Consider the following 12968-nt stretch of genomic DNA (forward strand, 5'->3'; position numbering starts at 1 on the left):
TTGGCCACATGGGCACATCTATGAAAGCTGATCGGGGTGCTGAACACTTCGGCACCGTCTGCGTCGCCATGGTCACGCCGTTTGATTCCAACGGTGAACTCGATCTCGGCGCAGGACGCGAATTAGCCGCCCACCTTGTTGATCAAGGAATCGATTCACTGGTCCTCGCAGGCACCACGGGCGAATCGCCCACCACCTCACCAGAGGAGAAGATTGCGCTCCTGAAGGCGGTGCGCGAAGAAGTGGGCGACCGCGCCAAGCTGGTCGCCGGGGCGGGCTCGAACGACACTCGCCACGCGGTGGAAATGGCCGTCGCGGCCGAAGAAGCTGGCGCCGATAGCCTGTTGGTGGTCACGCCGTACTACTCGAAGCCCAGCCAAACGGGCGTGTACGCGCACTTCAAGGCCGTCGCAGACGCGACGAGCCTGCCGATCTGCCTGTACGACATCCCGGGCCGCTCCGGCATCCCAATCACTGGTGAAACCATCGCCGAGCTGGCGAAGCTGGACAACATCCAGGCGATGAAGGACGCCAAGGGCAACTTCCTGGAGGCCTCGAGCTTGATCCAGGAGACGGGCCTGGCGTGGTACTCGGGCGACGACCCGCTGAATCTGCCGTGGCTGACCTTCGGCGCAACCGGCGTGATCTCTGTAGTGGGCCACGCCGCCCCGCGGCGCTTGCGTGAACTAGTGGAAGCATTCGAGGCTGGCGACCTCACCCGGGCACGGGAAATCAACGCCAACGTCATCAACGTGCTCGCACGGCAACAGGCCGTGCTGGGCGGTGCGACATTTGCAAAGGCGGCCCTGCACCTGCAGGGCCTCGACGTCGGAAACCCGCGCCTGCCGGTGGTTGGAGCCACCGATGAGCAGCTCGCGGCGCTTCGCGAAGATATGGAAAAGGCTGGAGTCCTCTAAGCATGAACGAACCCCGCAACCGCGCCCGTAAAGTGACGCGCAAGGCAGGACCGCCGGAGCCGGCTGAGCAGCAGCCGGTGTTCCAGGCGCCGGAACAGACCCCGGATCAGGCGCAGGGCCAAGGCCAAGCGCAGGATCGGGCACCGCAGAACGATTCGAAGCCGGACCGCGAGTCCGGCCAGGGCAACCAGGGCGGCAATGGCAACGGCGGCGGCAACGGCAACGGCAATGGCGGCAACGGCGGTGGCCGTAACCGTCGTCGTGGCCGCGGCGGCCGTGGCCGTGGCGGCAATGGCGGCGGCAACAACGACGGCGGCCGCCGCAACCCGATGAAGTCCATGCAGGGCGCGGACCTGACAAAGCGTCTACCCGCCCCGCCGAAGCCGGCGAAGGACACGCTGCGCATCTACGCGCTGGGCGGTATCTCGGAGATTGGCCGCAACATGACGGTCTTCGAGTACAACGGGCGCCTGCTGATCGTGGACTGTGGCGTACTGTTCCCGAACTCCGACGAGCCGGGCGTGGATCTGGTGCTGCCGGACTTCGGCCCGATTGAGAACAAGCTGGACAAGGTCGACGCGCTCGTGGTCACCCACGGCCACGAAGATCACATCGGCGCCATTCCGTGGCTGCTTAAACTGCGCCACGACATTCCGATCTACTCCTCGAAGTTCACCAACGCGCTCATCGCGGCGAAGACGCACGAGCACCGTCAGCGCCCGAAGCTGAACGAGGTGAACAAAGATTCCGAGGTCACCGTCGGCCCGTTCCGCCTGCGTTTCTGGCACGTCAACCACTCCATCCCGGAGTGCTTGGGTGTGTCCATCAAGACCGGTGCCGGGCACGTGGTCATGACAGGCGACGTGAAGGTCGACCAGACCCCGTACGACGGTAAGCCGACCGACATCCCGGCGCTGGCCCGTCTTGGCGACGAGGGCATCGACCTGTTCATGTGCGATTCCACCAACGCCACCATCCCGGGCATCTCCGCGTCCGAGGCGGGTATTGAGGAAACGCTCACCCGACTCGTCGCAAATGCGAAGCAGCGCGTGGTTATCGCGTCGTTCGCCTCCAACGTCGCGCGCGTGCAGATGGCGATCAACGCCGCGGTGGCGAACCACCGCAAAGTGGCGTTCAACGGCCGCTCCATGCTGCGCAACATGGAGATCGCGGAGAAGATGAACCTGCTCAAGGCCCCGAAGGGCACGATCATCCCGATCGAGGAGGCCGCGAAGATGGCGCCGCACAAGACGGTGCTCATCACCACGGGTACCCAGGGTGAGCCGATGGCTGCGCTGTCTCGCATGTCTCGCCGCGAACACCGCCAGATCACCATCCGCGACAACGACACGATCATCCTGTCTTCCTCGCTCATCCCGGGCAATGAGGAAGCGGTATTCGCCGTGATTAACAACCTCGCCCAGATCGGCGCGAACGTGATCACCAACAAGGAGGCGCACGTGCACGCCTCCGGCCACGGCTACGCCGGCGAGCTGCTCGCGCTGTACAACGCGGCGCGCCCGCGCAACGCGATGCCGGTACACGGCGAGTGGCGCCACATGCGCGCGAACAAGGAGCTCGCGATCTCCACTGGTGTGAAACCGGACCACACTGCGCTCGCGCAGAACGGCGTGGTGGTTGATATGCACAAGGGCAACATCAAGGTCGTGGGCCAGTACCAGGTGGGCCAGCTCTACGTCGATGGCACGACGATGGGCGACGTGGACCCGGATGTTCTCGGCGAGCGTTCTTCGCTGGCGTCCGGTGGCGTGGTGTCCATCACCTGTGTCATCGACGACCGCACGGGCCGCCTGCTGGAGGCGCCGCAGGTGTCCACCACGGGTTACACCGACGACGACCGCGACTTCAACAAGAAGGTCGTCGAGGGCGTCGAGGCCGTGATGGGCGATCTCGCCGCGGAGGGGGAGAACGACCCGTTCCGCATGGTCCAGCAGATCCGCCGTAAGGTCTCCCGCGCCATCGAGCAGAATTACAAGCGCCAGCCGGTCATTTTGCCGACTGTGGTGCCGATGTCTTCCGAAAACCACCCGATTGCAGAGGCTGACGTCGAGGCCGCGCGCGAGTCGCGCTAGGGAGCAATAGCTTTACGACGGCTTCCGCGCCGGTGCTGCTGTAACAGCAGCACCGGCGTTTTCGATACGTGGGGCATGAACACTTCGAGGAAGGCCGCGGCCGTTATCGCCGCCGTCGCTACCCTTGCCCCCGTCACCGCTCCGGCGGCGCTCGCCGGGCCATTCCGCCCGCTTCCGCCCGGCGCGCGTGTTCCGTACGACCCGGGCTACACCGGTTACTGGGTCGCCCATGACGTGGTGAAGCTGGGGGATAAGAACTACTTCAACCGCAACGTGGAAGGGGTGCGCGTCGTCGGCAAGTTCTCCGGCAGCGAGATCCTATGCGTGCACAACAAGGGCGGCATGCAGGAATGTTTTGTCGACGGCAAGACGGTGACGGACCTGGGTTACGCCAGGTCAGGCCGCGTCCTGACCGTCGATCCGCTGTGGGCAACCTTCGCCCCGGTGATTCGTTTTATCCACCAGGTTTCTACACAGTCGTTCAATTGGACAGTACTGTCGCCCTAGAAAGGAGAAACACAATGCGTCACACGAAAACCGCCGCGGTGCTTCTCACCGCCGCAATTGCACTTGCGCCAACCGCTCACGCTGAACCGGCCACGGACTGGACGGGCGGGCGCCCGCTGCCACCCGGCACCGCGGTTCCGTTCGAGCCGGGCTACGCCTCCGCGTGGAAGATGTACGACGTCGTCCGTCCCGGCGACCCGAACTTCCGTAACTACGAGAAGCAGGGCATCCGCGTACTGGGCAGGTACGACAGCAACCAGATCATGTGCCTGATGAACATGAAGGGTGGGTTGTCGCGCTGCTACGTCGACGGCAAGCCTGTCACCGACCTCGGCTGGGGAACAGGCGGCATGCGCGTGACCACCGATCCTGCGGTTGCGTTCTTCGCACCTCTTATCCAGGGCTTTTACTCCTTGGAGCGTCGGTTGTCGAACTTGAGTAGCTCGTTCCTGCGCTAGCAGCGCCTAAGCTGGAGCGCATGACTTTCGCACAAAAGGAACGCGAGCGTCTCGCGGCGCTGTTGCTCGAGGTTGGCCCGAACGCTCCGACGCTGAACGACGGGTGGACCACCCGCGATCTCGCGGCCCACTTGTTGATCCGCGAGCGCAAGATCCTCAAGGCCGGCGGAATGTTCGTCGACGCACTCGAGGGCGTGCTGAAGAAGGAGACCGAGAAACAAAAGGCGCGCCCGTACGAGGAAGTTGTGCGCGAGTGGGCAGGTGGGCCGCCAGTGTGGGTCAAGCCCTTCGACAAGCAGATCAACACTGCGGAACACTTTATCCACCACGAAGATGTTCGCCGTGGCGACGGCGTGCTTGAGCCCCGCGAGTTTTCCAAAGTAGTCAACGGGGAGCTACTTACCTGGGCCGGCCGGATGGGCAAGCTGGCGCTGAAAGGGTCGCCTGTGCCGGTAGTGCTTACTCCGCCGGACTTGCCGCCCGTAACGGTGGGGGATTCTGCGGGTGTCGCCGAACGCGGCGATCGGGTCCTGCGCGTTGCCGGCGAGCCGGGAGAGCTGCTCATGTGGGTCTCTGGTCGCGACGCGGCTGAAGTTGAGTTGACCGGCGCGGTGGAGGATTTCAAAGAGTTCAAGAGAAAGGGTCTCTAAACCCCAGTTACCCCATCCGGGTCTACCGCGGTTCCGTCCGCCGCTAGACCCGGATTCGTGTGTCTGAGAAACCACTCGGCGTCGCCCCAGGTGGTATGTATGGACAAATCATCGAGGTCTAGTGCTGCTGCTTGAATCGGTAGACCTCGATGGTTCGGCGCCGAGCGGAGCATTCGCATCGCTTTCCGACGGCCGCCACCGGTGTGGCATATGTGGCGAATGTGGTTTCAGATACTAGAGTTACACCCATGTCTGTCAAAAACACCGCCCCACGCTCGACGCGCCACCAGTCGCGCCGAACCGCCGATGGCAACCGTTACGGCGGGCCGGTGTCTATGACACACCCGCCCACCGCGTCCCACGTGGCAGCCGACACCGCGAACGAGCGTGTTGGCTCCGCCTACAGGGAGGTGGGCAGTTCGATCGGCGCCGCGGCCCGCGGCGTCGGTTCGTTTTTCTCGCGGGGCTCAAAACGTCGCCGCGATCGCGATACGCACGAGGAGGAGCAGCTGACCACGCAACGCACGCGCCGCCCGCGTCGGCACGATAACCCCGAGGTGGACGACAACTTCGACGACGATTTCGGCCTCGGCCCGGAAGAGGACGACGTGGAGACGAAGCCACGTCGGGCTGACCGTGGCGGGCGAAACGCAGGTGCCAGCACTTTCGAAACACATGCGGACGCGTGGGGGCTGGTGCTCATTGGTCTCGCTGCGGTGATTGCAGGGTCGGTCTGGTTCGACGTTGCGGGCCCGGTGGGGGAGCTCATCTCGGGCGGGGTGCACTGGCTCATCGGCGCGGGGGCGCTCATACTGCCCGTGGTGTTGGTGGGCGTGGCAGTCGCGCTGATGCTCAATGTCCGCGCGACGGATGCGGTGCGAGCACGCGTGGCGCTGGGTTTGTCCATCATCGCTGTGGCAATGCTCGGTTTGATCCACGTCTTCGCGGGTAACCCGGCGGCGTGGGCGGAGCGCAGAGTAGCTGGCGGCGCGTTCGGTGCGTTCACCGGTGGTCTGCTCGCGGCAGGGTTCTCGTCGTACGTGGCGGTACCCCTGCTCGCATTGGTGATCATTTACGGGGCGTTGAAAACTACCGGCATCACGGTGCGGGAGGCCTACGACTACGTCAAGGACCTCATCGCCCAGCTGCTCAGCAACACCGACACTCCTGATGCCGACGAGGACGAGGACGACGATCCGTACGGCCACGTCAGCGGCGAGCTCGACGACATCGCGGAAGGTCGCGAGCGGCCGCGTCCGGCGGCGCGAGTGCGCCCGTCGTCACCGATGGAGAACTACCCGGCGGACGAAGCGCAGCCCAAGAAGACCCGCAGCAAGCCGAAGAAGCGCAACCTGCAGCGCTTCTTCGGTGGCGACGCAGCGGTTGAAGAAGATGACGACGTTGACCTGTTCGATTTCGCGGACGACATCGCAGACATCGCCGACATCGGCGATGCGCCAGATACCGATGACGCTAGTGATTCCGCCGGCACGACGGTCATGCCGCGCCCGGCAGCCCGGGCCACCCAGGCTGCCCAGGCTGCTCAGAGGCGCCCGGCTGTGCGCGCTCAGCGCCAGAGCCCCGCGCCGGCTGCCGCGCCGGCTCGCGCGGCCCGTCCCGCGCGCCCGGACGAGACGCCGGACGAGACGAGGGTGCTGGAGCGGGATGAAGAGGTAGGGGAGGCTACGGAGCGTCGTGAAGCAACTGCTCCCGATGCCGTAGCCACCTCCCGCGAGCAGATGGCGAAGGCGATTGCGGCGCGCTCGGGAATCGACGCGTCGAAGATCCCGGCCACCACCCCGAAGTCTGAAACCGAAAAGGCCGCACCGAAGCCGGTGAAGCGGATCTCGCAGAACCCGGACTACGCGCTGCCGTCGACAGACCTGCTCATCCCCGGCAACGCGCCGAAGACGCGCACCGAGGCCAACGACCGCATGATCGAGGCGATCACGGACGTCTTCGAGGAGTTCAACGTCAACGCCCAGGTGACCGGTTTCTCGCGCGGACCGACAGTGACGCGCTACGAGGTCGAGCTCGGCCCAGGCGTGAAGGTTTCGAAGATCACGAACCTGCAGTCCAACCTCGCCTACGCCGTGGCCACGGACAACGTGCGCCTGCTCACCCCGATCCCGGGCAAATCCGCCGTGGGTATCGAGGTGCCCAACGCCGACCGCGAGATGGTGCGACTGCGCGACGTGCTCGACGCCCCCAAGGTCGCGTCGCAGGACGACCCGATGCTCATCGGCCTGGGCAAAGACATCGAAGGCGACTTCATCGCCAGCTCCATTCAGAAAATGCCGCACCTGCTTGTGGCGGGCTCGACTGGCTCGGGTAAGTCCGCGTTCGTGAACTCGATGCTCGTGTCGCTGCTCACCCGCGCCACGCCGGAGGACGTCCGCCTGATCCTGGTGGACCCGAAGATGGTGGAGCTCACCCCGTACGAGGGGATCCCGCACCTGATCACGCCGATCATTACGCAGCCGAAGAAGGCCGCGGCCGCCCTGCAGTGGCTGGTGGAGGAGATGGAGCAGCGCTACATGGACATGAAGTCCGCGCGCGTGCGCCACATCAAGGACTTCAACCGCAAGGTCCGCTCCGGCGAACTCACCGCGCCCCCGGGGTCGGAGCGCGAGATGCGCCCGTACCCGTTCATCGTGTGCGTGGTCGACGAGCTCGCCGACCTGATGATGACGGCGCCGAAGGAGATCGAGGAATCCATCGTGCGCATCACCCAGAAGGCGCGCGCGGCGGGTATCCACCTCGTGCTGGCCACCCAGCGCCCGTCCGTGGACGTGGTGACCGGCCTGATTAAGACGAACGTGCCGTCGCGCCTCGCGTTCGCTACCTCCTCCCTCACGGACTCCCGCGTGATCCTGGACCAAGGTGGCGCCGAGAAGCTCATCGGCATGGGCGACGGCCTGTTCATCCCGCAGGGCGCAGGCAAGCCGCAGCGACTGCAGGGCGCGTTCGTCTCCGACGAGGAGATCCAGGCGGTCGTCGAGGCCGCGAAGAGCCAGGACGAGCCGGACTACGTCGAGGGTGTCACCGAGGACAAGCAGGCGGAAGCTAAGGTCATCGACGACGACATCGGTAAGGACATGGACGACCTGCTCGAGGCCGTGGAGCTGGTGGTCACCTCCCAGCTCGGCTCGACGTCCATGCTGCAGCGCAAGCTGCGCATCGGCTTCGCGAAGGCCGGCCGCCTGATGGACCTCATGGAATCCCGCGGCGTCGTCGGCCCGTCCGAGGGCTCGAAGGCGCGCGAGGTGCTGGTCAAGCCGGAGGAGCTGGACACCATCATCTGGATGATCAAGGGCGCAGACCCCGCCGAGGCGCCGAAGGATGTAGACGGTGATTCCTCTGAGGGCTACGGGCTTGAGGAGCCCTCCGAGCTTAACGACGATCCGGGCGCCGACGCGCCAGAAACCCGTACCGTCACCGCCACCTACAACCCGACCGGAGGCGCGTTCTAAGACATGGCTCTTCCATTGCCGCAGAAGATCTCTATTGTGATTTTCGACGATGTGGAGCTTCTCGATGTGGCCGGTCCGGTTGAAATATTCTCAAAGGTCCCGGGCCTTGCAATCGAGATGCTTTCTCCAACGGGCTTGCCTGTGACATCCTCTCAAGGGGTCAGCTTTGGTGCGGATGCCGATTACGGGGCGATCTCAGGCGACACATTGCTGATTCCGGGCGGACAGGGTACTCGCCAGCTCGTCTACGATGAAGCTTTCCTAGCGGCGCTGAAACACACGGCAGAGAATGTGGAAACTGTCATGTCGGTGTGTACCGGATCAGCGCTACTAGCGGCTGCGGGGCTTTTGGAGGGCTATGCGGCGACCAGCAACAAGCGAGCGCTGGATTGGGCGACGAGTTTCGGGACGGACATCGAATGGCAGCGTTCGGCGCGGTGGGTTCACGATCGCGACCGTTGGACGTCGTCTGGTGTGACAGCGGGAATCGATATGACTGCCGCTTTTGTGGCGACCAGGTGGAGCAGCGAAATGGCGTTGGACATCGCCGATTCGATCGAACTCCGGTTGAATCTCGATTCTCACGACGATCCTTTTGCGTCGTAAAGTCGACCTTCTCGTCTCGGGGCCGCAGTGTGTGCGTTCGGTTGACCCATAGCGTAAGGTGATACGCGCTTGGAGGGGAGTACCCCGGAATTGTTCTAGGTCGTCAGCACGGAGCCGTCGATAAGCGATTGCCCCGGCCTAGACAGCCCGCGCTGGCGGGGGAGACCTCCGGTCACCTATGCAAACTCTCTGACCGGAGGAAAGATGGACGTACCTCTTTGGCTGTGGCTTGTCACCTCTGCGGTGATCCTCGGCTTTTTCGTGTTCGACTTTGTCACCCACGTGCGCACCCCGCACGAGCCGACGATGAAGGAATCGGGCGGTTGGGCGCTGTTCTACATGGCCATGGCCTGCATCTTCGGCGGTCTGGTGTGGTGGCTGTGGGACGCCGAGCACGGCGTGCAGTTCTTCACCGGCTACCTCACCGAGCTCTCGCTGTCCGTGGACAACCTGTTCGTGTTCGCGCTGATCATGGGCGCGTTCAAGATTCCGCGCGCGTACCAGCAGAAGGTGTTGCTCATCGGCATCGTTATGGCGCTGGTGTTCCGCCTGCTGTTCATCCTGCTGGGCGCCGTGATCATCGAGGCGTGGTCGGATGTGTTCTACATCTTCGCCGCGTTCTTGCTCTACACCGCCATCAAGCTGGTCTACGACGAGGCGACGGATCAGCCGGAGACCGACCCGAACGACATGTTCGTGGTGAAGACGCTGCGCAAGGTCATCCCGGTAACGGAGTCCTACCACAGTGACAAGCTCGTCTCCGTGACGGAGGCGGGCAAGAAGGCCGTCACTCCGCTGTTCGTGGCGCTTCTGGCCATCGGCTTTATCGACGTGATGTTCGCGTTCGACTCCATCCCAGCCATCTACGGCATCACGCAGGAGCCGTTCCTGGTGTTCACCGCGAACGCGTTCGCGCTGCTCGGCCTGCGCCAGCTGTACTTCCTGCTCAACGGCCTGCTGGACAAGCTTATCTACCTGCCGTACGGCCTGGCCATCATCCTGGGCTTCATCGGCATCAAGTTGCTGCTGCACGCCCTGCACGAGAACAACCTGCCGTTCATTAACGGCGGTGAGGGCCTGAACGTGCCGGAGATCGGAACTGTGGCCTCGCTCGTGGTCATCGTTGGCACCCTGGCCATTACGGCGATTGCGTCTTTGGCCAAGGAACGCCAGATGATCAAGAACGGGGAGAAGGACCCGGAGGGCCCGAAGTTCCACATCGACTACGACGACCACGGCAACCGCCGCAAGGTGGACAACAACGGCAACCACCTCGAGTGGATCGACGACCCCGCCACTTCTGGCAAGGGCGACCACACCGCCACCGGATCGCGCGACACGGACCACCTTGACGTGAAGCGCGGCGGCGCGAACTAAGCGCCCCACAACCCCGCGAGTACCTCATACCCCGCGCGCCGCTGACAGGCCGGCGCGCGGGGTATTTGTCTTATTCGTCGCCGAACGTGTTTGCCACCGCGTTCCACGGCCGCACTTCGCGAGAAGCGAGCGCGCCGGCGGCGATGTAGGGGTCGTCGTCGAGGAACGTCTCGGCGTCTCTCTGCGTAGCCTCGTCGTCGAGGCGCACGAGCACGAGTGCTTGGCGCCCGCCGTCCATGAATGGGCCGGCGGCGATGATGCGACCCGCTTCGAGCTGTCCTTTGACCCATTCGCGGTGGGTGGGACGGGTTTCGTCGACAAGCTCTGTGTCCCCGTATGTGTAGATGGCTGCAAAGTACTTCATGGGTGTGAGTCTACGTTTCCGGGTGGGCGGTATGGTGGCGAGTGTGAGTGAAATGAACGCGAACCCGCCGCCCGCGCAGAAGCCCTCGAATTGGAACCTGCCGAATGTGCTGACGAGTTTGCGCATCCTCTTCATCCCCGTTTTCGCGTGGCTGGTGTTGCAGCTGCACTGGTGGTGGGCGTTTGGCGTGTTTGTGGCGCTGATGATCACGGACAAGCTGGACGGGGATATCGCCCGTGCCCGCGGTTTGATCACGGATTTCGGCAAAATCGCTGACCCGATCGCGGACAAGGCGCTCATGATTACCGCCCTTGTGACCTTGAACATCGCGTCTACGCTGCCGGTGTGGGTGACCGTGGTGATCGTGGTGCGCGAGCTGGGCATCACGTTCTGGCGCATGTGGATGTTGCGCCGTGGCAAGGTGGTGCCGGCGTCGAAGGGTGGCAAGTTGAAGACGGCGTTGCAGTCCGTCGCGGTCGGCATGTACCTGTGCCCGTTGCCGGAGTGGATGGATACGCCGACGTTTGTGGTGATGCTGGCTGCGGTGGCGGTTACGGTGGTCACTGGAGTGCAGTACCTGGTTGATGCGGAGAAGGTTAATGCTTGAGCAGTTGCTTATCGACGAATTACGGGCCCGGAACCAAACCATTTCCTTTTGCGAGTCCCTCACAGCTGGCCTGGCGTGCGCGACACTCGCGCAGGTGCCCGGGGCTTCCGATGTATTACGCGGTGGGCTGGTGACGTACTCGGTGGATTTAAAGTCGCAGCTGGCGGGAGTGGACCCGGCAGTGGTGGAGGCCAACGGCGTGGTCTCTGCCGCGGTGGCGCGCGAGATGGCCCGCGGCGCGAAACGTGTCTGCGGGTCTGACTGGGCGGTGTCGCTCACAGGCGTCGCGGGACCGGATCCCGTGGACGGGCTGCCGGCGGGCACGGTGTGGATCGGGCTGGCTGGCCCGCGCTGGACCGCGGCCTCGCAGGCTGCGGAGATTTCGGAGCCCCAGGACAGCCGTTACGCCTTGCTGCCTGGCGCGCCGGAGCCGGTTCGGGTGCTGGCGGGCGACCGCAACGCGATCCGCCGCGCCGCCGTGCATGCCGCGCTTAGGGGCACGCTTACCGCGGTGCGGGAACAAAACTAACCTTTAGGCCGTTATAGATCCTGATGACAACGACAACACTGCTGTACGACGCTCCCGCGGATCTGCTCGCTCCCGGAGCAGCACCTGAAGCTGCCCCGGCGGCCCCTGCCGCACCCGGGCGTGAACCATTGTTCCGCGAGGCGCTGGGCATGTCCCTGCGCGCGTTCCGCGCCGACAAGGGCGTATCGCTTCGTGCGCTGGCGAAGCAGGCGCGGGTTTCCTCCGGCTACATCTCTGAGCTGGAGCGCGGGCGCAAGGAGGTCTCCTCGGAGCTTTTGGCGTCCCTGTGCGCGGCGCTTGGTACCACGGTGTCGGAGGTGCTGTTGGAGGCGGTTGCGAACATGTCACTGCACTCGTTCAACGAGGAGCTGGCGAATACAACTCCCGCCGCCGCGGAAGCCTAACCTTCAGGCGGGCCGCTGCGTTCACGGCTAAAGTGGTTCACGTTTAGCACTCAACAAAGTTTTTAAACGAAAGGTTTAAAGGGCTTTCAGCATGGCGAATCCCTTCAAGAAGTTCTGGAACTACCTCATGGCGCTCTTCGACAACAAGATCGAGGAGAACGCAGATCCGAAGGTGCAGATCGAGCAGGCCATCAACGAGGCACAACGCCAGCACCAGGCGCTGTCCCAGCAGGCCGCCGCGGTGATTGGCAACCAGCGTCAGCTGGAGATGCAGCTGAACCGTCGCCTGGAGGACGTCGAAAAGCTGCAGGCAAACGCGCGCCAGGCGCTGCAGCTCTCGGATAAGGCCCGCGCCGACGGCGACGCGCAGAAGGCAATGGAGTACGAAAACGCCGCCGAGGCGTTCGCGGCGCAGCTGGTCACGGCAGAGCAGGGCGTGGAGGACACGAAGCAGCTGCACGACCAGGCGCTGCAGCAGGCCGCGCAGGCGAAGCAGGCCGTGGAGCGCAACGCGGCGCACCTGCAGCAGCAGGTTGCTGAGCGTTCGAAGCTGCTGAGCCAGCTCGAGCAGGCGAAGATGCAGGAAAAGGTCACCGAGACCATGCAGTCGATGAACGCGATCACCTCCCAGGGCCCGAACCTGGACCAGGTGCGCGACAAGATCGAGCGCCGCTACGCCAACGCGCTCGGTGCCGCTGAGCTCGCACAGAACTCCATCGAGGGCCGCATGGCCGAGGTAGAGCAGGCGGGCATTCAGATGGCTGGCCACGGACGCCTGGAGCAGCTGCGCGCCGAGATGGCGGGCGAGCTGACCTCCGGTCAGAAGCCAGCGATTGAGCAGGGCGCCTCCCACAGTGCAGGCCAGCAGGCTGGCGCAGCCGGTGCAACGCAGCAGGCACCCGAGGTCAACGACGACGCGGTGGCGCAGCGCATGCGTGAGCTGCGCGGCGACGCGTAACGCGCCACTTTTTCTACGGCACGGC

At 64.3% G+C, this 12968-nt stretch carries 13 protein-coding genes; 12 read left to right on the plus strand and 1 reads right to left on the minus strand.

Going from position 1 to position 12968, the window contains the following annotated elements:
* The first annotated feature begins 8 nt into the window (after positions 1–8).
* From dapA to HWX32_RS04230, 8 genes are all read left to right on the plus strand, one after another.
* Positions 9–917: a 4-hydroxy-tetrahydrodipicolinate synthase gene (gene dapA / locus HWX32_RS04195; protein WP_175934828.1), complete on the plus strand. Its 909-nt coding sequence runs from the start codon at positions 9–11 to the stop codon at positions 915–917.
* A gap of 2 nt (positions 918–919) precedes the next feature.
* On the plus strand, positions 920–3010 hold the full coding sequence (locus HWX32_RS04200) for a ribonuclease J (RefSeq protein ID WP_303049134.1): 2091 nt from the start codon (positions 920–922) through the stop codon (positions 3008–3010).
* A gap of 75 nt (positions 3011–3085) precedes the next feature.
* Positions 3086–3517 carry a hypothetical protein gene (locus HWX32_RS04205; RefSeq protein ID WP_175934829.1) on the plus strand — a complete coding sequence of 144 codons (432 nt, stop codon included), beginning with the start codon at positions 3086–3088 and terminating at the stop codon, positions 3515–3517.
* Between the two features lie 14 nt (positions 3518–3531).
* Complete coding sequence (locus tag HWX32_RS04210; protein WP_075468925.1) at positions 3532–3975, plus strand: hypothetical protein; 444 nt, start codon at positions 3532–3534, stop codon at positions 3973–3975.
* A gap of 20 nt (positions 3976–3995) precedes the next feature.
* On the plus strand, positions 3996–4625 hold the full coding sequence (locus tag HWX32_RS04215) for a TIGR03085 family metal-binding protein (protein WP_175934830.1): 630 nt from the start codon (positions 3996–3998) through the stop codon (positions 4623–4625).
* Between the two features lie 248 nt (positions 4626–4873).
* Complete coding sequence (locus tag HWX32_RS04220) at positions 4874–8098, plus strand: DNA translocase FtsK (protein WP_175934831.1); 3225 nt, start codon at positions 4874–4876, stop codon at positions 8096–8098.
* A gap of 3 nt (positions 8099–8101) precedes the next feature.
* Positions 8102–8704 (plus strand): DJ-1/PfpI family protein, encoded by a 603-nt coding sequence (locus HWX32_RS04225; protein WP_175934832.1) that lies wholly within the window; start codon positions 8102–8104, stop codon positions 8702–8704.
* 204 nt (positions 8705–8908) lie between these two features.
* On the plus strand, positions 8909–10081 hold the full coding sequence (locus HWX32_RS04230) for a TerC family protein (protein ID WP_175934833.1): 1173 nt from the start codon (positions 8909–8911) through the stop codon (positions 10079–10081).
* A 70-nt stretch (positions 10082–10151) separates the two neighbouring features.
* On the opposite strand, the gene HWX32_RS04235 is transcribed toward HWX32_RS04230, so the two are convergent.
* Complete coding sequence (locus tag HWX32_RS04235) at positions 10152–10445, minus strand: YciI family protein (RefSeq protein ID WP_175934834.1); 294 nt, start codon at positions 10443–10445, stop codon at positions 10152–10154.
* Between the two features lie 52 nt (positions 10446–10497).
* Between HWX32_RS04235 and pgsA the strand changes: the two genes are divergently transcribed.
* The 4 genes from pgsA (at position 10498) to HWX32_RS04255 (ending at position 12943) form a co-directional block, all read left to right on the plus strand.
* Positions 10498–11052 carry a CDP-diacylglycerol--glycerol-3-phosphate 3-phosphatidyltransferase gene (pgsA, locus tag HWX32_RS04240; RefSeq protein WP_175935030.1) on the plus strand — a complete coding sequence of 185 codons (555 nt, stop codon included), beginning with the start codon at positions 10498–10500 and terminating at the stop codon, positions 11050–11052.
* Complete coding sequence (locus tag HWX32_RS04245; RefSeq protein ID WP_254868264.1) at positions 11045–11581, plus strand: CinA family protein; 537 nt, start codon at positions 11045–11047, stop codon at positions 11579–11581. The genes pgsA and HWX32_RS04245 overlap by 8 nt, the downstream gene beginning before the upstream one ends.
* 23 nt (positions 11582–11604) lie before the next feature.
* Positions 11605–11985, plus strand: coding sequence for a helix-turn-helix domain-containing protein (locus tag HWX32_RS04250; RefSeq protein WP_175934836.1), 381 nt, complete (start codon positions 11605–11607; stop codon positions 11983–11985).
* A 91-nt stretch (positions 11986–12076) separates the two neighbouring features.
* Entirely contained in the window at positions 12077–12943 is an 867-nt protein-coding gene (locus tag HWX32_RS04255; protein WP_175934837.1) for a PspA/IM30 family protein, read from the plus strand.
* Positions 12944–12968 lie beyond the last annotated feature (25 nt).

The sequence above is a fragment of the Corynebacterium sp. Marseille-P4321 genome, assembly GCF_903645305.1.
GTDB lineage: Bacteria > Actinomycetota > Actinomycetes > Mycobacteriales > Mycobacteriaceae > Corynebacterium.